The sequence below is a fragment of the Bradyrhizobium sp. P3_C3 genome, assembly GCF_056402655.1.
Window position 1 is genome coordinate 40,386 of record NZ_JBFUGY010000039.1, and the last position, 20,608, is coordinate 60,993.

Here is a 20,608-nt window from a genome sequence, read left to right on the forward strand (position 1 = left end):
GGTCCAAGGGCTGAGTCCCAGCCATGCCCTTACGGCATGCGGAAGAGTTGCGGAGAGACGAGGCTTGGGTTGAACATCTGAGTGGCCTGTGATTTCCCAGGCCGGAAACGGTCCCCTCGAGCAAGCGCCAGCGGATGTCACCTTCAGAACGCATCAAGCAACTCGACGCAAACCGGTCGCCAGCATGGACGCTTTTGGGAGTCTCGGCCATCGCTTACGACGAGATGTCGCAGCGTGTCACGATCGATGTGAATGCCGAACAACGTCATTGCCATTCGATTGCAGGACATCAAAAAAGGCGGCATCATCCAGGGCGGGATCGTCACCGGTTGGCTCGACGTCGCGATGGCGACGGCATGTCTGGTGGACGGCGAAGACGGCTTGGCGGTCGCGAGCCTCGAGATCAAGGAGACGTTTCTGCTGGCCGCTCATCCCGGATCCTACCGCGCCTACGGCACGGTGATGCGCCGCGGGCGCAGCATCGGCTTTATGGAAGCGGAGTTGCGAGATTCGAACGATGTGCTCATCGCGACAGCCAGTTCCACAGCGGCGCTGCGGGACAGAAGCGCCTTGCGACGATCTCGACGTGACTTGGCTACAGCGCAGAGCAAGTCGATCGGCGATACGCGAAACCGGCGTGAAGGTCACGCCGGCGCCGGGGGGTGTCTGGCATGACGCTGACCCGCGTCTCGCGTAGCTTTAGGTCATTAGCGACCGAGCTTCGGCGGCCGCTACTGGTAGTCAGCGATTCAGCGGCTTATTTCGGCACTTGCCGGGCAGTTTTCGGAGACGCGTTCTAGAAGTAACTTGCGGGATTCCTGGACGAGGCAGAGACCGATGTGCTCGCCTACATGACATTCCCGCAGCAGCATCGAGCCAAGCTGCACTCGACCAATCCGATCAAGCGCCTCAACGGCGAGATCAAGCGTAAGCGTAGCGCCGATGCCCTTCGGATTATTTGTGCGGAGTCTTGGGAGCACCGCTAGAAGAGTCATCTTCTGCAAGGGTGCTCACAATGGACGACCATTCTGACGACATAAGTTGAATATTCTCGTCCTTCGGACGAACATGGCGTTCTTGACCTGAGCAAAAGCGCCTGGTCTCCCAGAGTCGGAGATAAGGTCTTGCTCATCCCTGGCCACTGCGATCCGACTGTCAATCTACACGACTGGTATATTTGCGTCCGCGACATTGGAACTTCGAAAGCGCATGTGGAAAGCATTTGGCCTGTTGCCGGCCGCGGAGCTATCACCTAGCCATAACGGAAGATCGTTTTGAAAGTCGAGTTGGCTTACAGCATCCGCCGTCTTGCGTCCGGTTTGACATGCATAAGCTCACGGGAGAAAGTTGTTCCTCGCGGCGGTTCTTATCGGAACAGAGATCATCGCGGCTCTAAAGGCGCGCAGTTTACGGCGTACGCAGCTCGCGGGACGGCAGGAAATACGACCCTTCGACGGTGATTCACATTCCGGTGCCCGTGCTGATCGGTAACTCGCGAGGAGCCCGCGAAGACTGGGTGTTTTCTGCGGAACTCGTTACCAGAAAGAGGCTGGGTCGACAATTCGTCGATATCCGACCTACAGCTTGGGAAGCCACTCGATCATATGAGGAATCAAAGTTTAGCCTTGGCGTTTCAAATCCTCAAAACACGAACGGTATTAAGCCTGCATCTTCGCGCTGATGCCGATCCCGCTCCGTTGCAGCGGCTCGACGGGAAACATTGACTACGATTGATGCCGTTCGTCCTTTGGCAACTTCGCGGCTGCGGAGTGCAGTCCGATCCCGCTGATTCCGGTCTTCAACATTGCAATCGTCAGAGCCACAATGGTGTCGGCGGCGTCTGCGATGGCGAGGCCGCCGTTCCTGATGTTCGATACGCAATTGCGTCGTGAGTCCGGCGTTCCCGTTTCCGGCCGATAGGTCAGGTAAGCGCCAAGGCTGTCCGCCGCAGAGAGGCCAGGGCGTTCGCCGATCAACATGATCGAGACGCGGGCCTTGAGCAGTTCTCCAACAGGATCCGCCAGCGCCACGCGGGCCTGGGCGGCGAAAATCACGGCAGCAAGGGATATCGATGCCTCTTCGAGCCGTTCGATGATCGCGCGCGTCACGGGTGCGCCGTTCGTCATCACCGCGCTGGCCGACAGGCCATCGGCCAGGACGATCACGACGTCGCGTTGCTGCGGAAGGGTTTCCAGGTGGGAGGCGAACCCGGGAGACAATTTCCGTCCGAGATCGGGCCGCCGAACGAACACCTCGCGATTTCCTGCCGTGCTTTCCACATCGGCCGTGTCGACGGCCAGATCGGACAGTTGGTTGCGCAACGCGGCCCTGTCGACCTCCGACCACACCGCCTGTCGCGCCCGCGCGTGATCGAGCAGAAACGACTGCACGGCCCGCGTGGGAAGTCCCGCGCCGGATCGGCCGAGCAAGACCCGCGCCTGTGTCAGTTCGCGGAGATCCGGCAGTTCGCGCCTGGAGCGATCACGGTCGATATCGCTCAATGCGCCGCTCCCTGCAGCAACGGGACGCTCGCCATGCCGTTGACGAGTTGCGGAGGCGGTGGCAGCAGCTTGCCCGACCGGTCGGTCAGGCCGACCTCCGTCAGCCATTGCTCAAATTCCGGGGCTGGCGGCCGGCCCAGGGTCTCCCGGCAGAAGACCGCGTCATGATGCGCCAGGGACTGATAATTCAGCATGATATCGTCCGAGCCGGGCACCGTGATGACAAAGTTGACGTTGGCCGCGCAGAGCAGCGTCAGCAGCGCGTCCATGTCCTCCTGGTCGGCATCGGCATGATTTGTGTAGCAGACGTCGACGCCCATCGGTAAGCCGAGCAGCTTGCCGCAGAAATGATCCTCGAGCCCGGCACGAATGATCTGCTTGCCGTTGAACAGATATTCCGGCCCGATGAAGCCGACCACCGTGTTCACGAGCAGCGGCCTGAACTCTCTTGCAACGGCATAGGCGCGCGCTTCCATCGTCTGCTGATCAACACCGAAATGAGCATCCGCCGAAAGAGCTGCGCCCTGGCCCGTCTCGAAATACATCAGGTTTGCCCCGAGCGGACCGCGCCCCAGACTGCGAACGGCGTCGTGCGCCTCTTCCAGCAGCGCAAGACTGACACCGAAGCCTGCGTTGGCCTTCTCTGATCCGGCGATCGATTGAAAAACCAGATCGACGGGGGCGCGCGCGGCAATGGCTGCAATCGCCGTCGTTACATGGCCGAGGCAGCAGGTCTGCGTCGGAATTGCGAGCCGCGCTCTGAGATCGTCGAGCAGTTCCACGATCCGGATGTAATCGGCGACACTGTCCGTGGCGGGGTTGACTCCGATGACCGCATCCCCCGACCCCAGGAGCAGCCCATCGACAGCGGACGCAAAAATTCCCACGGAATCGTCGGTCGGGTGGTTCGGCTGGTTTCGTGTCGAAAGCCGCCCGCGCAGCCCGATGGTCGAGCGAAACCGCGTCACGACCTCGCGCTTTGCGGAGACTGCAATGAGATCCTGCAGCCGCATGATCTTCGAGACGGCCGCAACCATTTCCGGCGTGAGCCCGAAGGTTATTGCGTCGAGTTCCACCTGCCCCGTCTCGGGCCTCAGCAGCCATTCGCGAAACTCGCCGACCGTCTGCGAGGCGATCGCCGCAAATGCCTGCGCATCATGGCGCTCTGCGATCAGGCGCGACACCTCGTCTTCGTCCGACGGAATGAGTTCCTCGGACAGGAAGGTCTTCAATGGCACGTCGGCAAGCGCCATCTGTGCCGCCAGCCGTTCGACGGGACCGTCGGCGGCAAGGCCCGCGAGCTCATCGCCGGACCGCTGCGGCGTCGCCTTGGCCATCAGTTCCTTCAGGTCCGAGAAGCGATAGACTGTCTGTTCGACAGTTCTGCTGTACGCCATGGTCCCGCCTAGCTGCCGATGAGGGTCAGCGCCTCGTCGTGCAGGGCCGGCGTTGCCGATGCCAGAACCTGCCCGTCCGAATCCGCCGACAAGGGTGCCCCACGCCAATCCGTGATCCGGCCACCGGCTTCCTCGATGATCGGCACCAGGGCCATGTAGTCATAGGGTTGGAGACCGGCCTCGAGGACCAGATCGCAATGCCCGGATGCCAACAGCCCGTAGATATAGCAGTCGCCGCCAAACCTGCGCAATCGCGCCGCGCGTGACAGACGCTCGAACCGATCGCGATCGGCAGTCGCGAACGTATCGGGCGACGTCGTGTAGAACCGGGCATCGCCCAGACGCCGGCAATCGCTGGCACGGGCTTGCCGGCCTGCGAACGTCGAGACACCCGGACGCGCCATCCACCGCTCGCCTGTCACCGGGACGTCGATGAGCCCGCAGAATGGCCGCTGTTCGTGAGTCAGGCCGATCAGCGTGCCAAAAAGGGGAAAGCCTGTGATGAAGCTCTTGGTGCCGTCAATGGGGTCGATGACCCAGGTGAAGGCATCTCCGGCCTTGATACCCATCTCCTCGCCATAGATTCCATGCGTGGGAAAACGGGCCGAAATCCGCTCTCGCAGCCGTGCCTCGATCAGGCGGTCGGCCACGGTGACGGGGCTCTCGTCCTGCTTCGCGGCAATCTCCATCGGGGTGCGGAAATACGACAGTGCGATCGGACGCACTTCGTCCGCAAGCTCGGCCGCGAACGACAGATACGCATCTGCTTCATCGGCTCCGATACTGGAAACAGCCATCACAACGCCTTCAGAAAAAGTGGCCAGCGCGGATCGTAGATGATCGAGCGCGCTCGCATATGTTTCCAGATCCCGTACTTGTAGAAATCGAAATCGAGCGTCGAGATCCGGTTCTGCACCATCGCCCAGGTGCTCCATTTGATGTCCGCCAGGGCCTTGTGGACGATGAAGCGGGCGTGGGCGCGCAGGTCGTAGCGACCGAGATATTCCTCGATGATTTCCCGTTCGACCTCCTCGGAGAAGAAGTGCTCGCTGCTCCAGATCGCGAGGTCATAGAGACGGTCGTTATTGGAAGCATATTCGAAATCGATCAGCATGATCGATTTGTCTTCACCCAGGAGAAAATTGCCGGGCATCGGATCGTTGAAGCAGGGCACGAGATCAAGCCCAGCCGCTTCAAGCGCCGCCCGGGCCTGCTGGTACTGCCATGTCAGCCAATCGTGGTCTTCCGGGAGAAAGCCGTTGAGCTGTCTGACCTGGTCGTAATGCTCGTCGATCATGTCGAACACGGTCTTGGTCAGCGGCAAAGGCGGCGCCTGGTGAAACATCCGGTAGAGGCGAACCGTCTCGGCCCGGACCGCCGGATCGATGAAGTCCAGATGAGTGGAGGCGCGCCGGTCCTCGACAAATTCCGCGATCTCGATACCGGCGTGATCCAGGTAGTCGAACGTCTTCGGCCCGACGCCGATCACCTCCGCCTGCCGGCTTGCGGCGCGGGCGGCGTTGCGATCGATGAACCTCTCGGTTCCACGACCAGGGATCTTGACGAAGAAGTCGTGCGAGGACCCCTGCACCTCGACGCGAAAATTCGTGTTGCTGATGCCGCCCGAGACCGGACGATAGCGCATGCTCCGACCCGTCCAGGCCTCGACCTGGACAATCGCATCTTCCAGCAGGCGCTCCGCTTCGTTCCGAGCCGTTCCCATTTCCTTCATGTGCGAGCCCGCCCTAGAGTGTGCGCAAGCGCTCTTCGAAGCCCGGCTGCCCGAGCAACATCCGGCATCTCAGGAACCGCCACGCTGCATATTTGAGGAATTCGACGCCCTGCAATTGCGAACGGGCAGCGAGCAGCAGACTTCGCAGCGCCCAGTAGAAATCGTCCGCCGCGGCATAGATTCGGCAGCGACTGAACGCGGCTTCATCGAAGCGACCATCATGCATCTCGAGCAGGGGCTTCATTTGGCTCTCGAACTGATAGAGCTCGTTCATCTGCGCCCCGAGCTGATAATAGGGGTCGATATCGCCCGCCATGTCGAAATCGACCAGCGCCATCGCGCCATTGGGTCCCAGCATGACATTCGAAGAATGGGGGTCGCCATGGGCCGGCCGATAGTCGATGCCGGCGGCCATGATGGCCGCGGACATCTTCAGCGTCCAACCGCGCATCCAACCGGCATCGCCGGGCAATGGTGCACCGGTTTGCGACAGGAGAGACCAGATCACTTCGATGCCATCGAACACAGACCATTTCTTCCCCAGCGCATCCCCCGCCGCCATCGTCTTCTGCATCGTGACGAGGCGCGACGCTGCGTCCAGGCCGATGAGATCGTCGATCTTGGCGACTTTCCAGCCTGCACCAAGGCGCATGAACAGCATCGCCCGCTCGGTCGCATCGCTTGCAACAAGCTCCGGGCCAAGGCCGAGAGCCGCGGCCCGGCGCGCCGCCGCGCGCGCGATCTCGTCGTCGACCAGCTCCGCCACTTCAGGCACGCCGAGGCGAAGAAAAAGCGTCATGTCGGTGCAATCAGGGGCGACGTGATACGAGATCGATTCCACGGCCTGGTAGGACGGCGAAGCGACCGGGAACATGGCCGGCTCGTAGACAACACGGCTTACCTCACCTGGCAGCAGGCTTCGCAGCGCGCGTTCGGCGCGAAGCTCGCCGCCGTTCTCGGGCTTGCCCAGAGTCTTCATTCGGCTGCATCCTCCGAAATGACCTTGAGCCCATCGCGTGCAAGCGCGTACAGCATGTCTGCCAGGATCTGCGTGCCGGCGGCGTGGTCTTCGGGGCTGGTGTACTCCGTGGGATGGTGGATCACGCCGTCCTTCGACCTGACCGCCATGACCACTGACGGGCAAACTTCCGACATCGCGACGGCATCGTGGCCGCCGATCGTATCGAGATGACGTGCCGTCTCGCCCCGTCTCGCTGCGACCCGCTCGGCCAGCTTGACAAGGCCKGACGCAAAACCGCCGGCCCGGCGGCGATCGATCGATCGCACCTCATAGCCGACGGCCGCCCGGCTTGCGGCGGCCTCGATATCCGCCTTCATCCTGCTTTCCGCCTGCGCAAGGATGTCGGGCGAGCCCGATCGCAGTTCGATGAACAGCACGGCTTCCGAGGGCACCGTATTCGGCGAGTTCGGAAACACCTCGAGCCGGCCGACCGATGTGTGAAGGTCAAGCCCGTATTCGCCCGCGAGTTGCCTGAGATCCGCCATCAGATAGGCGGCGGCGAGCAAGGCATCCTTGCGTTGCGCCATCGGTGTCGGGCCGGTGTGGGCCTGCTCGCCGAGGAAGGCGAGCCGGTACTTCGTCGCTCCCCAGAAACGCGTGAAGACGCCGAACTTCTCTCCGGCGCCGAACAGCTTGCCATCGCCTTCGATATGTAGCTCGATCAGCGCGTCGGGACGCGCGACCTTGGCGGTGCCGGCGTAGCCGATCTCGGCAAGCGACTGGCGCACCGTGATGCCGTCGCCATCCCTCCGATCAAGCGCCCATTCCAGCTCCGCCGTTCCGGCAAACACGCTGCTCCCGAGCAGGCTCGGTTGAAACCGCGCCCCTTCCTCGTTGGTCCAGTTCACGACCTGAAAATTGCAGGCGGCCAGGCGCCCTTCCGCCCTGAGCCGCTCGGAGACAGCGAGTACGGCTTCACATGCCGATATCACGCCAAGCGCACCGTCAAACCGGCCGCCGTTCGGCTGGCTGTCAATGTGCGATCCGACCATCACCGTAGGCGCATTGGCACCCGCGAGCGATAGCTTGCCGAATTGATTGCCGATCGCATCGACCTGCTGCTCGAATTGATGACCCCTGAACCATTCTCCAAGCCAGTCGCGCGCCTGGCCGTCGGTCTTCGACAACGTCAGCCGGTTCATGGCGCCGTTCGGCTTGCCACCAAACGTCGATACTTTCTCCATCATGGCCTGCAGGCGGGTTGGATTGATGGGGGCGTCGGGCGACACGGCTTCAGGCATGAATCACGTCCACTTTCAAATCACGGAATTGGTTGACGAACTCGGGCGCGAGCGTGCCGCCTGTGATCACGGCATCGATATCGCCGAGCCCGAAAGTATGGATCGAGCCGAGCCTGCCGAACTTGGAGCTGTCGGCCACGATGACGGAGCGCTTAGCCTGCGCGCGCGCGGCACGGCGCAGAATGGCCTCGTCCTCGCCGTAGTCCATGAAGCCGCGTTCGGCATGGACGGCGCTGATGGCGATGATGGCCAGATCGAAGAAATGTTCCTTGATCGCGGCAACGGCCTCGGGACCGAACGTCGCCTGGTAGACGGGGCGCAGTCGCCCTCCCAAGACCCGGACATTGACAGTCCCCTGATAGAAGAAGTGGGAGGCCACAGCGAGCGAGTTGGTGACGATGGTGACGTCCTTGCGCGGCTCGATGTACTTCAGGCAGGCAAGCGCCGTAGTGCCTTCGTCCACGAAGATCTTCATGCCGTCCTTGACCAGGGCGCCCGCTGCTTCTCCGATACGCATCTTCTCGCGTCCGCTGAGACGAAGGCGCTCGGCAAAGGGCTGATCGCTCTCCTGCCGATCGAGCACCGCGCCGCCATAAACGCGCCGGGCGAAACCTTGTGTCTCCAATTCACGCAGGTCGCGCCGAATCGATTCCTGACTGACCTTGAGCTGGTCCACGAGTTCCTTGACATGCACGCGCTGCTGCTGCCGCAGCAGCGTCCGGATCATCTCCAGGCGGCTCTCGGTGAAGCTCATGACGAGCGGCTCTCGCCTGGCGCTGCAGCTTCCGACGCCCCTCGGCCGACGAGATGGCAGGCGGCGAAGTCCTGGTCGTCGCGGACGGTCAGCGTCGGGTGCACGCCGTTGCAAATATCCATCGCCCGGGGGCACCGCGACTTGAAGCTGCAGCCGCTGGGGATGGAGAGCGGGCTCGGCGGCTCGCCTTCGAGCAGGCAATCCTCGGGCCGATATCGCTTCTCTTCCAGGGTCGGCATCGCGCTCAGCAACGCCATCGTGTAGGGATGCCCGGGATCGAAGAAAAGACGCTCGTTCTCCGCCAATTCGAACACTTCGCCCAGATACATCACAGCAACCCGATTGCAGACCTTTCTCACCATGGCGAGGTCATGCGAGATGAATATGTAAGTGAGGTTATATTCCTTCTGCAACTTCTGGAAGAGATCGAGAAGCTTGAATTGTTCGGCTTGGTCGAGCGCGGACAGCGTCTCGTCCATGATCAGGATGGTCGGCTCGAGCACGAGCGCCCGCGCAACGTTGACGCGCTGCCGCTGGCCGGCGCTCAGGCCCAATGGAAGCTCGTTGTACAGGTCTGCCGCGAGCCCGACTTCCCCCATCACTTTCAGGACGCGGGCGCGCATCTTGTCCTTGTCGCGCCAACCGTGGGTCCGGAGCGGCTCCTCGATCATCCGCCCGATCGCGGTCCGCGGCGGCAACGATCCAAACGGGTCCTGCAGCACCATTTGTAACTGGGCTCGAAATGCAAGAAGTTCGCGCCCCCTGAGCCGCGCGATGTCCTTTCCTTCGCAGAGAATTGCACCGGAGCTCGGCAGTTCGAGCCGCGACAGCAGCCGCATCAACGTCGATTTGCCGCAACCGGATTCGCCGACGATCGCAAAACTGTCGCCGCGGCGGACGTCGAACGTCACGTTGCGGACCGCCCGCACCAGATTGACACCGCCGAACCCGCTTTTCTTCTTGACCTTGTAAGTCTGCGAGGCGTCGCGCAGGCTGAGCACGACCTCCCGTTCGGCCGGCAATGAAGGCAACGCCTGGGTATTGCGCCAGATCTTCGGGGTCTGCGAGACGAGCTCCCGCGTGTAGGGATGGATCGGCCTATCTATCAGCGCTTCGGTCCCCTGTTCTTCCACGATCCGGCCGCGATCGATGACCAGCGTCCGCGAACTCGCCTCCCGGACCATCGGGAGAGACGAGGAGATGAACAGCACCGCGGTATCGAACTGATCCGTCAGCTCCTTGATCAGGCGGATGACCTGGGCCGCGACGGTCACGTCGAGCGGTTGCGTAACGTTGTCCGCCACCAGAAGCGCCGGGTTGGTCACCAGCGCATCGACGATGAGCGCGCGCTGCATCATGCCGCCTGAGAATTGCGACGGATAGTCGTGAAACCGGTTCCGGGCAGATGGAATCCGCACCGCATCCAGCAGCTCGATGACGCGCGCCTGGGCTTGCTTGCGCGACGTTCCCGGCATCACCGCGCGCATCTTCTCGACGATCTGGGCCCCTACGGGGATCGTCGGATCCAGCGCGCCCATCGGGTTTGCGCCGACATAGGATACGCGCTGACGCAGCGCGCGCATGTCGGCCTCCTTCATCGCATAGATGTCGCGCCCCTCGAACAGGACCGTTCCGGCACGACGCACCAGCGGCGGTTCGAGCCAGTTCACCGCGGCGCGGGACAGAACGGTCTTGCCGGCGGCACTGGCGCCGACGACACCGACGATTTCTCTCGGTGCCAACGAAAACGACACGTCTTCGAGGATGATTTTGGCGGATTCCGAGCGGCCGACGGCGACCGTCATGTTTCTCAGTTCGAGAAGGGCCGCCATCACTCGCCTCCCATGTGAACGGTATCCCGCGCACGTTCGAGGGCGGCGCCCATCAGATTGATGCTGGTCAGGGTCAGGCCGAGAAAAACCCCGGGCATGGTCGCGATCCACCAAGCATTGAGGAGATATTTTCGACCGTCGGCGATGATGTTGCCGAATGTCGGTGTCGGCGGCTGCACGCCGAGGCCGAGAAAGCCGAGCGTCGACTCGAAAATCATCATCCGCGCCACATCCAGGACCGACGTGAACAACACCGACGGCAGCAGCAGGGGCAACAGCAGCGTGACGATGATCCGCCAATCGCCGGAGCCGCCGATCTTGGCGGCCCTGACGAATTCACGTTGCCGCTCCGTCATGACCACGCTGCGCATGACACGGGCGTAGACCGGCCAGTTCGACATGCCGAGCACCAGCACGATCGCGGGGATTGTCGGCCGCGATACGCCGAGCACGGCGATCGCCAGGATGATCATGGGTATCGAGAGCTGCGCATCGGTCAGGCGCATGATGATCGCATCCGTCCGGCCGCCGAAATAGCCGGCAATCGTGCCGAGCGCGCAACCGACGATGAGCATCACGACGACGGACGCCACTCCGATCAGGAAGGAGTATCGCAGACCGACCAGGGACCGCACCAGCATGTCGCGACCGATCTGATCGGTCCCCAGCGGATGTGCCCAGCTCCATTTGACGCCTTCGAACAGCGGAGGAAGCAGCCGTGCCTTGACGTCCATCTTGGTCGGATCGATGCCACTCAGTTCGGGATAAAGCGCCGTCGCAATGGCCAGGATGACGAATATGCCGGCACCGACGCGGAAACCTGGCGTCGCGAGAGCTCTGTCGAAGACGCGGCGCGCGACCGAGCGGGACGCGAGCGGCATCGCCGACGGAGAAGGTATGACTGACGTGATCGACATCGGAATGAAACCTCGTCGCGGCTCAGTATTCGAGCCTGGGATCGATAGTCGTGGCGGCGAGATCGACGATGATGTTGATCACGACGAAGATCGCACTCGTGACGATCGCGATTCCCTGGATGAGCGGAAAGTCGCGTTGCAGAACCGCGTTGATGGTCAGCAGGCCCAGCCCCGGATAGTCGAAGATGTATTCGACGATGATGACGCCCCCGAGCAGGCTGGAGAACTGGATGCCGAGCAAATTCAGAAGTGGCACGGATGCGTTGCGCAGCACATGGTTGGCGACGATGCGGGTGCGCCCCAGGCCGCGCACGCGTCCGACCGACACATACGCTTCGGTCATCTGCCCCGAGACGGAGCCCACCAGCGTACGGATCAGGACCGGCGACAGCTCCACCGCCAGGACGATGGCGGGCAGGATGGTGTAGGCAAAGCCGTTGTAACCGATCGCCGGCAACCAGCCGAGCTTGACGGACAACAGCAGCGCCAACACGATCCCGAGCCAGAAGTTCGGGAGCGAGATGAAGACCGACGAGACATAGAACGCGACCTTGTCCGGCCAGCGCCCCGGGTAGAGGCCACCGGCGATTCCGACAATGCCGGAGAAGACCAGCGTGATCGCGAGCGTGACACCCGCGAGCTGAAGCGTCATCGGCAGCGCCTCGAAGATCAATGTCAGGACCTTCGCGCGTTCACCCCGGGTCGAGTCGTTGAAGCTCGAACCGCCGGTCGCTGCGCCGTTTGCGGGACGAACGAACGACTGACCGAGATCTCCGCGCACCACCGAACTCATGTAGCGGCCGAATTGCACGATGATCGGATCCCGCAGCCCCATATCCTTTGCGATCTTCTCGATCAGCGCTTCCGGCGCCATGCCGCCCGCCATCAGCCGCACGGGATCGCCCGGCACGACGCGCAGCAGCGTGAAGATGAGCAGCGACACGAGGCCGATGATGACGACCCCCTGTGCGAGGCGGCGGATCAGGAAATTCAGCGTGAACATTCGTTAGCTCTACAGTCGAAGGGAGCTGCACCTCCGTAGGGAGGTGCAGGCTGGCGTATGTCAGGCCGCACTCTTCGAGGCATCCATCGATCCGTCCGGATAGATGAACAGGCCCGCGAAGTCCTTCTGCATGGCGTGGATCATCACCGAGGTGAAGAGTGCGAGGGCCGGCATCTTGGACGCAATGAGCGGCATCGTCTCGGTCTGCAGGATCTTCTTGCGATCCTCCAGCGTCGGCGCGCTGCGTTCCTTGTCGAGTGAGGCGTCGATCGCGGGGTCCTCGATCCCGCAGATGCGGTGCGAGGTCGAATGGAAATGCGTGCGCAGAATCAGATCCGGCTCCGGCGAACCGGTCGACCATCCGCAGTCCACCATATGGCCCGGGCCGCCACCGGGGCGATGATACAGCCGCTCGTTCCATGCCGCAGGCTCAAGCACGGTCAGGCTGACGTTGAAGCCCTGCTCGTTGAGCATGGCGGTGAGAATTTCGCCGTACTCCTTGGTCTTCGGATAGAAGCCGACAGACGTGATGTATTCGAGCGGCGGCAAGCCCTTGCCCTTCGGAAAACCGGCCTCCGCAAGAAGCGCCTGGCATTTCTCAGGGTCGAACTTCGGATAGTTCGGCAGGTCGAAATATCCAAACTTCACCGGCGAGATGAAGTTGGCCGAGGGATGGCCGGCACTTCCGAGGACCTCGAGAATGACGTCGCGATTGATGGCGTGGCAGGCCGCCATGCGGACGCGCACGTCGTTGAAGGGCGGCTTCGAGCAGCGGAACCACAGATATTTGTTCTCGACCGAAACCACCCGGTTGATGTGAATATTGGGGTTGGCTTTGACGGTATCGACCTGCTCGGGCTCGAGCCGCTCGACGATCGAGGCCTGGCCGTTCATCAGCGACAGCATGCGCGTGGTCGAGTCGCCGACAAAAGTGAAGTTGATGCCGGCGATCACCGGCTTGCCCTTGAAGTAGCCGTCGTTGACGGTCATCACCGTGGTATTGCCGCGCTGCTCGACGAACTTGAACGGACCGGTGCCGTTGAGGCGCTGGGACAACACACCGCCGGGGCCGGCGGCAATGTCCTTCGCAGACATGATCGGAAGGAACGACGCCAGGAAAATGAAGAGATGCGCGGGATAGCCGCCCTTGGACGTATCGACGATGACGGTGTAATCGTCGGGCGTCTCGATCTTCAGTGTCTCGGTCGGGCCGGGATACCATTGCGCGGGGCGATCTGGCCGCGAGCCGTATTCGAACGTAGCCTTGACGTCCTCGGCCTTGAACGGCTTGCCGTCATGGAACAGCACGCCCTCGCGCAGTTTGATCTGCAGACGGTTGGGATCGAGCAGCTTGATCTCGGTCGCAAGCTCGTAGACCACCTCGTCCGGCTTATCGAGCTTCATGGGCGTACGGGACAAGAAGCCCATCACGAAGCCCTGAATGTTGGCTTGTGACAGCGTGGTGTGCGCGGTCGGATCCCAGTTGCCGGTGATGTTTTCCGCCGACAGGAACGTCAGCGTCTTTCCGGCCTGGGCATGAGCCTTGGAGATGAAAAAGTCCGGATCGATCTGCATGTAACCCGCAGCGGCGGCCGCCGCGGCACCTTGCAGCAAGTGACGGCGGCTGAGTTCTGAAGGCATCGATATCCCCTTTTTTACGAACAAGACCGACAATCGGTCAAAACGGTCATGCAGAGGACGTGCCAACGCAAAAAATGTAATTCTTTCAGCAAAAACTATCCGGACAAGGGCTGTTGTTTTTGACCGATTTGCAGGCGATTGGTGCCCGACCGGGCAAACACCGCCTCTTCTGCGACCACAGGATGGGAAGTTCAGTCCGTGATCACGTCGCGGATTCCGCCGGAGCTCAGCTCCCGCAGGTCATCCTTCCGGGCCGCGCGGTCAGTCACGAGCGTGTCGATCTGGGTGCAGTCGCAGACATGCACGCGGCTCGTGACGCCGAGCTTGCTATGGTCCGCCAGCAACACGGTGTGACGCGATCGCTCGATCATCACCGCGGCGAATTCCGCTTCAACCAGATGAAAATTCGTCGCACCCTCGCGGCCGCTGATGCCGACCGGGGAGAATACGCCGAGATCCGGCGAAAAGCGGCGCATCTGCGATAACGCCAGCTCCCCGAAAGTCCCGGGAACGTCACCGCTGACACGGCCTCCCAGCAGGATCACGTCGGCCTCGCGCYGCGCCGCGAGCAGCACGCGCGCGATCTCGACGGAATTCGTCACGACGCAGATGTCCGGCAGCCCGGCGATCGCCGCCGCAAAGGCCAGCGTCGTCGTTCCGGAATCGATGGCGATCAACATGCCGGGCTGTACGAGGCGCGCCGCGCGAAGCGCAATGCGGCGCTTGTGCGTGGCGTTGACCCTGAGACGGTCCTCGAAGGGCGATTCTGCATTCGGCTCAACCCGCGCGATGCCGCCGTGCAGCCGTCGCAGCTTGCTCTGGGCCTCCAGCTCGAGCACGTCGCGACGGATGGTCTCGCGCGATACGCCGAGCTCCTTCGGAAGCGTCTCGATATCGACGTGTTCGCTCGCGGCGAGCTTTGCAAGAATCAGATGATGGCGATCCCTGGCCCGCATCGTCTTCGTCCCCGGTAAACACGCCTCTCGCGAGGCGACCCAACGCGCACCTGCCGCCCTCCTACAATCCGAGCAGCGCCTCTTCCCATCGCGGCGACGACATGTGCGCGCGAACACGCATCAAAAGGAGTTCGGAATATTTGGCGAAGTCGAACGGAATGACCGAAATCCTAGCCTGCAATGCCGCCCAAAATGCCCATGTCAGAAGGCCCACGCCGCCATAGAGCGAAATGCGCGCACCGGCCTCGAGCGTCCACGCGCCGTCATGGACTTCGACGAGTTCCTGGAGTGCCCGACCATCGAGGAACGTCTCACCGGCAAACATCGCCAGATCCCAGTAGGGGTCGTTGTTCGAGGCATACTCCCAGTCGATGATCCTGACGTTACGGCTGGAATCGATCATGTAATTGGTGACATAGGCGTCATTGAAGCACATGCACAGATTCATGCCGGCAGCGTTGACCGCCCGCTCGGCGCGATCGGCCTGCCAGAGCAGATAATCGAGATCCCGTGGCAGCCGGCCGCCATATTGGCGCACCTGAGCCAGCCGCTCCCGCAGTTGCTCGAAACCGGTCTTGGTTCGCGACAGGCTCTGAGTGGAATGAATGGCGCGATAGGCCGTCGCGATGTTCCGCCTTACTTCGCCGTCAAGCAGGTCACCGACGTTGCAGCTGCGGAATCCTTCCAGGACTTCGTGAACTTCGACGGCGCCATCCTCGGCAAGATAGACGATCCCGGGGGCATAACCAGTGTCGGCGGCCTTCCTGGCGGCCTCATGCGCGAGCGCCCGATCGATGAAGACGTCTGTGTTCGGCCCTGGCATCTTGGCGAAATAGCGCTTGTCCTCACCTTGTAGCCTGACGAACCAGTTGAGATTGGTGATGCCTGCGTGGATGCGGTCGAACGTCTTGGCCCGGCCCTGCCAGGCGGGTATCGCATCGAGGTGACGTTCGAGCTCGGCTTCTGGTCCCACGGGAGATGGCGCGCTCATGACGAGGACTCACATTTGCCGCGCCAGGGCATTGATGTCCCAGCGCGAAAGCCAGTATCGACAGCGCAGGAAACGATTCTGGGCATATTTATAGAACTCGACCGAGCCGCTCCGCGGCGAGGAAAAATGGCCTATGGCAGCCCAGCAGCCCCACAGGAAATCGTCGACGGCCATATAGAGACAAACCCGCGCAGCGACGGCGGCATCCGGCGCCCCGAGATAGAGTTCGACGATCCGATCGACATCCTCCCTGAAGCCACAGGCTTCGAGGCAGAAGCCGGCCACATCGTAGTGAGGATCGGCATTCACCGATCGATCGAAATCAACCAGCTGCACATGGCCCGCGTCGTCGAGCATGATGTTGGACAACGTGGCCTCACCGTGAACGGGCCCACGATCCGCACCGGCAGCAACGAATGCCGCCCCGATCCGATCAATCCAGGGCCGAAGCTCGCGCACGACACGCATGTCCGAGAGCGCTTGCCCATCCGGAAGACGAACGGCTGCCATCACCACAAGATAATTCGAAATCACGTCGAACGGGCTACGCGTGACCGCAAGCTTCGGACTTCTGTTCCAGGATCGTTTCGCGCTGACGATCGCGGAAAGAATATCCTCGGCGTCCAGATCTTCCCGGCGGGCCATTCGCCACTGGCCCGGGGGCAGCCAGGAATAGAGCAGCGTGCCCGAGGCCTCATCGCTGTCGAGGAGAGTTGGTGCCAATTGCAGTTTTGCAGCCTGCTGGCTGGCCGCCACGGTGGCAGAGAAATCAATGAACGGCGCGGCTTCGGCTTCGTAGATCTTGAGAAAGCCAAATGGCTCCTTCTCGCCTCCCTCTGCGACAGCGCAAGGTTCGGCATCGAGAGCCAGATGCAGCGGCATGGCGATGCTCGGCAGGACGCGCGTTGCTGCCAGGACCGCGCCCCTGCGCGCGCTGAGGACGTCGAGCGCTGCGGCTCTGCGCTGATCCATGTTCTGAACAAGCTGCATACGCGCTCCGTTCCTCACACGGCCAACCTTTGTTGAGAGCGCCCAAATGCACAAGACGACAATTTGATCTCTCATGCATAAAAGATCGCCAATCCGCTAATTGCAGCATTCTTCATGCGGATCTAGTTTGCCGCAAATATACACATTTCCTCAACAGCCCGAACAAGGCGATGACTGACGAGGGGACCAAGATGCCTTCGGATCTCTGCTCGCTCTCGGCTGCCGCTATGGCCGAGGGCTACGCCCGACACGACTTTTCTCCGCTGGAGGTGATGCACGCCGTTTTGAAGCGTTCGGAACAGCTCAATCCAGTGATCAACGCTTTCTTCTACGTCGATGCCGAAGGCGCGTTGGAGGCCGCGCGCCTCTCGACCGAGCGATGGAGCCGCGGAGCGCCGCAGGGACCGCTGGACGGAATCCCCGTGTCAATCAAGGACAGCATCGCCGTCGCCGGCATGCCGATGTACCGTGGCGCGGCACCGTTCAGACGCCGGGGACCGTCTACGTTCAACGCGCCGCCGGCGGCACGCCTCGTCGAGAGCGGCGCCATCCTGTTCGCGAAAACAACGATGCCGGATCTCGGAATGCTCGCCTCAGGCGTCAGCAGCGCACACGGCATAACCCGCAACCCATGGAATCTTGCTCACAACACTGGCGGCTCATCCAGTGGTGCAGCCGCTGCTCTCGCGGCACGCATGGGCCCCCTCAGTGTTGGTAGCGACCTTGGCGGCTCGGTCCGCCTTCCAGCTGCATTTTGCGGACTGACCGCTCTCAAGCCGACCCAAGGGCGCATCCCGCACCTGCCGCCAAGTCCTTACCGCAGCGCGGGTCCGATGGCGCGCTCAATGGGTGATCTTTCAATGCTCTTCGACGTACTCTCGCGGCCCGACGTGCGCGATTACGGTTCGCTGCCCGCTCCAAGTCCGGACGACAGGCGTTCTGTGCAGCATGGTGTAAAGGGCTGGCGCATCGGCATCCTGGAATCGATGGGTTTTGGTCCTTGCGCAGAAGAACCCATCCTGCACGCGGTCGGCAAGACAGCGCAGTTACTCGCCGACGCTGGCGCCGAGGTTTGTCAGATCGGAACTCTGCTCGACTTTGATCCCACCGCCGCGTTCGAAACGGTGTTCGGCCCGCGCGCCTTTCACGAAGTGGCCTCACTGTCCACCGAGGAGCGCCATCAAATCCATCCAGGGCTTCACAAACTGATCGCCGGCGGCGCGAGGGTCGACGCCGAGCAACTCCTGAAGGCCGGTGACGAACTGGAACTCGCAAAAGCCATCGTGACCGAACGGACCCTCCCATTCGACTTGATCGTCGCACCCACGACTCCCGTCGTAGGCTTCGCGGCCGATCAAGCCGCCCCTGACGAAGGGAAGCTGCTGGACATCACGACATACACCGCGATGTTCAATCAGACCGGACAACCCGCCGCGGTCATTTGCGGAGGCTTCGTCGCGAACGGCCTTCCCGTCGGTGTCCAGTTGATCGGGCGGCGTCATGAGGATTTCCGAGTTCTGCATGCCGCCGCCCTGTGCGAACGCGCATTGGCGTTGTCGATCGCTTGGCCCATGTAGTCCCCGAGGGATAGCGCTCGTCGCCTTGCCGGCTCGCCAATCGAGCGTTGCTGGCAACGACGAGCGAGGGATGCAACCGGTCCGGTAGCCGACGCTTTCAGAGACGAAATGCCGGGGCGGGAATAAGATTGCCTAGCCCTTCCTCCAGAAGAGCGACAGCGCTGGGGCTGGCTATAGCAGCAGTCGTTGAAGACGCCTCGGATCTCAAGAAACGTCGCCGGGAAGTCCCGCGATCTGCAATGCATCGCACATCTTCTCGCGATACGACGGGGCGAAGCACCACATCTTGTAGTATGCGTCTGCTTCGCGAACCGTAAAGCCGGGCCTCATTTTAAGCAGGGTCGCGATATGCGCCTTCGCTTCCTTCGTCCGGCCAAGGAACGGCAGCGTATAGGCCATGTGAAGATGGCTGATCCATAGCTGCTCCACATAGGACTGGCGAAAGGCATCAAAGGCCTCGGCGTAGTTCCCGCATGCAAAGGCCCGTTTGGCAGACGCCCACCACCACCAGCGCGGCGTGCTGGGAGCGGTCAGCGCGATGCCTTTTTCGGCAAGAGCGACACCTTCATCCCAAAAGCCCGCATATGCCATGAGATTGCCGAGCGGCCCGAGATTCTGAGGATCATTGGGGTTGAGCTCGATCGCACGCATCGTCTCGATGCGAAGCAGATCAGTTTGGCAGGCCATCCACGCCGCCCGCGCAACGAGGCCGCGGACGAACGCGTCATTCGGTGCGATCTCGACCGCTCGATTTGCGGCTTCAACCGCCATGTCGGCCAAGTGAAGGCGCTCTTCAACGCTGCCAACTTCTCCGGTTGGGGAAGGAATACCCCACGTCCTTTGATTATTGAAAACGAGAACAAGCGTCGCCCATGCGGCCGCGTTTCGCGGTTCTTCGCGCGTCAGTCGCTCCAGGCACTCGCGCGCTTTGACGACAGGTTCAAGAACCGTTGCGTCCGTCGGAATTCCGATGACGCCCTGGACGATACACTCGTACGGCGTCAGCTCCGCGCTCGGCTTGTTCTGGATGCGCTTATACTCGGCGGCACCTATCGCGCCCCAATAGCTGCCGATCATAGCACTTGCTTGCCCGGATATTTCGTCCTGTATGGCAATCAGATTTGCTGGGATTACGTCGACCTTGAACGTCTTGGTCCAGAGCTGCGCGCCCGTTCGTGCATCGGTCAAATGCACGTCGACGTGAGTCAAAGCACCGTCCAACCACAGATCGCCTTCGATGAAGTAATCAACACCCAGGGCGCGTCCGAAGTCAGCCGTTCCTTCAAAACGATCCTTATAGGATTGCACGACGCTGTGAGCCAGGACGCGCAATTCACCGAAGCGTCCAGCCGCGGAGACCATCTTCCGGGTAAGGCCATCAGCGAACCTGTCGAGATTGATGTCGTCCGTCTCGAAGGGCCAGATGGCGACCGTCGGCCCCGTCGAGGAGCTTCGCCCGATCTCGATGGGCTGTATCGGCAACACGATCATGTAGCCGCGGCGGGCGACGGTGCGAACAAGATCGCGCCCGGACTCGCCGAGCAAACGGCGGATATCTGAGATGCATTGGGTAAGAGAATCTTCGGTGACCGATAAGCCGGGCCAATTGGTGGCCAATAGTTCATCCTTGGAAACAACCCGCCCGGCGTTCTTCACCAGATGACGGAGCACACCGAAAGACCGATTTCGCAGATCGACGCGGGCGCCGGTCCCATCGCGCAGTTCCTCCTGCCGAAGATCGAGGGTCAAATCGGCTATCTGGATCAGGTCCGGAGCGCCCAGGCCGCCGCCTGATCTGACGTCTTGAGGACGAATATTCACTTCTTACCCCGGCAGCGAGCGCGTTGCGGCAAGATTGCACCCGCCGATCGCTCTTGCAAGGCGATAGGAAGAGCCGGGATGCCCAGATTTCAGAACAATTTCGGACGGCTTCACCGCAGTTTCAGGACGAAAGGTCCCGGGCGGCCTACGAGTCCGCGCACCTGATCGGGGATATGAGCCCGCCCAAGCCCTTCAAGGCGAGGTCAGCTTTGATCACGAATTTATCGAGGAGTT

17 protein-coding genes and 2 pseudogenes are annotated in these 20,608 nt (G+C 61.8%); 4 read left to right on the top strand and 15 right to left on the bottom strand.

Annotation, left to right across the window (positions count from 1 at the left end):
- Positions 1-252: 252 nt before the first annotated feature.
- From AC1DW2_RS33515 to AC1DW2_RS33525, 3 genes and pseudogenes are all read left to right on the top strand, one after another.
- Positions 253-675 carry a PaaI family thioesterase gene (locus AC1DW2_RS33515; protein WP_477008090.1) on the top strand — a complete coding sequence of 141 codons (423 nt, stop codon included), beginning with the start codon at positions 253-255 and terminating at the stop codon, positions 673-675.
- Positions 676-806: 131 nt separating this feature from the next.
- Positions 807-932: pseudogene (locus AC1DW2_RS33520) on the top strand (transposase); the annotation flags it as partial.
- A gap of 123 nt (positions 933-1,055) precedes the next feature.
- A pseudogene (locus AC1DW2_RS33525) lies at positions 1,056-1,256 on the top strand (DSD1 family PLP-dependent enzyme); the annotation flags it as partial.
- Positions 1,257-1,724: 468 nt separating this feature from the next.
- Here AC1DW2_RS33525 and eutC read toward each other — a convergent pair.
- The 14 genes from eutC to AC1DW2_RS33595 all read right to left on the bottom strand — a co-directional run bounded on the left by eutC (position 1,725) and on the right by AC1DW2_RS33595 (position 16,976).
- Complete coding sequence (gene eutC / locus AC1DW2_RS33530; protein ID WP_477008091.1) at positions 1,725-2,501, bottom strand: ethanolamine ammonia-lyase subunit EutC; 777 nt, start codon at positions 2,499-2,501, stop codon at positions 1,725-1,727.
- On the bottom strand, positions 2,498-3,898 hold the full coding sequence (locus AC1DW2_RS33535) for an ethanolamine ammonia-lyase subunit EutB (protein ID WP_477008092.1): 1,401 nt from the start codon (positions 3,896-3,898) through the stop codon (positions 2,498-2,500). The genes eutC and AC1DW2_RS33535 overlap by 4 nt, the downstream gene beginning before the upstream one ends.
- A gap of 8 nt (positions 3,899-3,906) precedes the next feature.
- Entirely contained in the window at positions 3,907-4,695 is a 789-nt protein-coding gene (gene hisN, locus AC1DW2_RS33540; RefSeq protein WP_477008093.1) for a histidinol-phosphatase, read from the bottom strand.
- A complete protein-coding gene (locus tag AC1DW2_RS33545) occupies positions 4,695-5,630 on the bottom strand; it encodes a phosphotransferase (RefSeq protein WP_477008094.1) in 936 nt (311 codons plus the stop codon). Before AC1DW2_RS33545 ends, hisN begins: the two co-directional genes overlap by 1 nt.
- 13 nt (positions 5,631-5,643) lie before the next feature.
- Positions 5,644-6,609, bottom strand: coding sequence for a phosphotransferase family protein (locus AC1DW2_RS33550; protein ID WP_477008095.1), 966 nt, complete (start codon positions 6,607-6,609; stop codon positions 5,644-5,646).
- Positions 6,606-7,892 (bottom strand): allantoate amidohydrolase, encoded by a 1,287-nt coding sequence (locus AC1DW2_RS33555; RefSeq protein WP_477008096.1) that lies wholly within the window; start codon positions 7,890-7,892, stop codon positions 6,606-6,608. Before AC1DW2_RS33555 ends, AC1DW2_RS33550 begins: the two co-directional genes overlap by 4 nt.
- Positions 7,885-8,646 (bottom strand): DeoR/GlpR family DNA-binding transcription regulator, encoded by a 762-nt coding sequence (locus AC1DW2_RS33560; protein WP_477008097.1) that lies wholly within the window; start codon positions 8,644-8,646, stop codon positions 7,885-7,887. The genes AC1DW2_RS33555 and AC1DW2_RS33560 overlap by 8 nt, the downstream gene beginning before the upstream one ends.
- Positions 8,643-10,478, bottom strand: coding sequence for a dipeptide ABC transporter ATP-binding protein (locus tag AC1DW2_RS33565; protein WP_477008098.1), 1,836 nt, complete (start codon positions 10,476-10,478; stop codon positions 8,643-8,645). The genes AC1DW2_RS33560 and AC1DW2_RS33565 overlap by 4 nt, the downstream gene beginning before the upstream one ends.
- A complete protein-coding gene (locus AC1DW2_RS33570; RefSeq protein ID WP_477008099.1) occupies positions 10,478-11,395 on the bottom strand; it encodes an ABC transporter permease in 918 nt (305 codons plus the stop codon). Before AC1DW2_RS33570 ends, AC1DW2_RS33565 begins: the two co-directional genes overlap by 1 nt.
- 22 nt (positions 11,396-11,417) lie before the next feature.
- Entirely contained in the window at positions 11,418-12,398 is a 981-nt protein-coding gene (locus AC1DW2_RS33575; protein WP_477008100.1) for an ABC transporter permease, read from the bottom strand.
- A gap of 60 nt (positions 12,399-12,458) precedes the next feature.
- Positions 12,459-14,039: an ABC transporter substrate-binding protein gene (locus AC1DW2_RS33580; RefSeq protein WP_477008101.1), complete on the bottom strand. Its 1,581-nt coding sequence runs from the start codon at positions 14,037-14,039 to the stop codon at positions 12,459-12,461.
- 191 nt (positions 14,040-14,230) lie between these two features.
- On the bottom strand, positions 14,231-14,995 hold the full coding sequence (locus AC1DW2_RS33585; protein ID WP_477008102.1) for a DeoR/GlpR family DNA-binding transcription regulator: 765 nt from the start codon (positions 14,993-14,995) through the stop codon (positions 14,231-14,233).
- Between the two features lie 61 nt (positions 14,996-15,056).
- Positions 15,057-15,986, bottom strand: coding sequence for a phosphotransferase (locus AC1DW2_RS33590; RefSeq protein ID WP_477008103.1), 930 nt, complete (start codon positions 15,984-15,986; stop codon positions 15,057-15,059).
- A 9-nt stretch (positions 15,987-15,995) separates the two neighbouring features.
- Positions 15,996-16,976, bottom strand: coding sequence for a phosphotransferase (locus AC1DW2_RS33595; protein WP_477008104.1), 981 nt, complete (start codon positions 16,974-16,976; stop codon positions 15,996-15,998).
- Positions 16,977-17,167: 191 nt separating this feature from the next.
- On the opposite strand from AC1DW2_RS33595, the gene AC1DW2_RS33600 reads away from it, so the two are divergent.
- Positions 17,168-18,553 carry an amidase gene (locus AC1DW2_RS33600; RefSeq protein ID WP_477008105.1) on the top strand — a complete coding sequence of 462 codons (1,386 nt, stop codon included), beginning with the start codon at positions 17,168-17,170 and terminating at the stop codon, positions 18,551-18,553.
- A 204-nt stretch (positions 18,554-18,757) separates the two neighbouring features.
- On the opposite strand, the gene AC1DW2_RS33605 is transcribed toward AC1DW2_RS33600, so the two are convergent.
- The gene (locus tag AC1DW2_RS33605; RefSeq protein WP_477008106.1) at positions 18,758-20,374 is read right to left on the bottom strand and encodes a winged helix-turn-helix domain-containing protein; all 1,617 of its coding nucleotides are present in this window, start codon (positions 20,372-20,374) and stop codon (positions 18,758-18,760) included.
- Between the last annotated feature and the right edge of the window lie 234 nt (positions 20,375-20,608).

Coding starts and splice junctions, on each gene's coding strand:
- AC1DW2_RS33515 (WP_477008090.1), top strand. CDS start 253: ATGCCGAACAACGTCATTGCCATTCGATTGCAGGACATCAAAAAAGGC.
- AC1DW2_RS33560 (WP_477008097.1), bottom strand. CDS start 8,646: ATGAGCTTCACCGAGAGCCGCCTGGAGATGATCCGGACGCTGCTGCGG.
- AC1DW2_RS33565 (WP_477008098.1), bottom strand. CDS start 10,478: ATGGCGGCCCTTCTCGAACTGAGAAACATGACGGTCGCCGTCGGCCGC.
- hisN (WP_477008093.1), bottom strand. CDS start 4,695: ATGGCTGTTTCCAGTATCGGAGCCGATGAAGCAGATGCGTATCTGTCG.
- AC1DW2_RS33595 (WP_477008104.1), bottom strand. CDS start 16,976: ATGCAGCTTGTTCAGAACATGGATCAGCGCAGAGCCGCAGCGCTCGAC.
- AC1DW2_RS33550 (WP_477008095.1), bottom strand. CDS start 6,609: ATGAAGACTCTGGGCAAGCCCGAGAACGGCGGCGAGCTTCGCGCCGAA.
- AC1DW2_RS33600 (WP_477008105.1), top strand. CDS start 17,168: ATGCCTTCGGATCTCTGCTCGCTCTCGGCTGCCGCTATGGCCGAGGGC.
- AC1DW2_RS33590 (WP_477008103.1), bottom strand. CDS start 15,986: ATGAGCGCGCCATCTCCCGTGGGACCAGAAGCCGAGCTCGAACGTCAC.
- AC1DW2_RS33570 (WP_477008099.1), bottom strand. CDS start 11,395: ATGTCGATCACGTCAGTCATACCTTCTCCGTCGGCGATGCCGCTCGCG.
- AC1DW2_RS33535 (WP_477008092.1), bottom strand. CDS start 3,898: ATGGCGTACAGCAGAACTGTCGAACAGACAGTCTATCGCTTCTCGGAC.
- AC1DW2_RS33580 (WP_477008101.1), bottom strand. CDS start 14,039: ATGCCTTCAGAACTCAGCCGCCGTCACTTGCTGCAAGGTGCCGCGGCG.
- AC1DW2_RS33575 (WP_477008100.1), bottom strand. CDS start 12,398: ATGTTCACGCTGAATTTCCTGATCCGCCGCCTCGCACAGGGGGTCGTC.
- AC1DW2_RS33545 (WP_477008094.1), bottom strand. CDS start 5,630: ATGAAGGAAATGGGAACGGCTCGGAACGAAGCGGAGCGCCTGCTGGAA.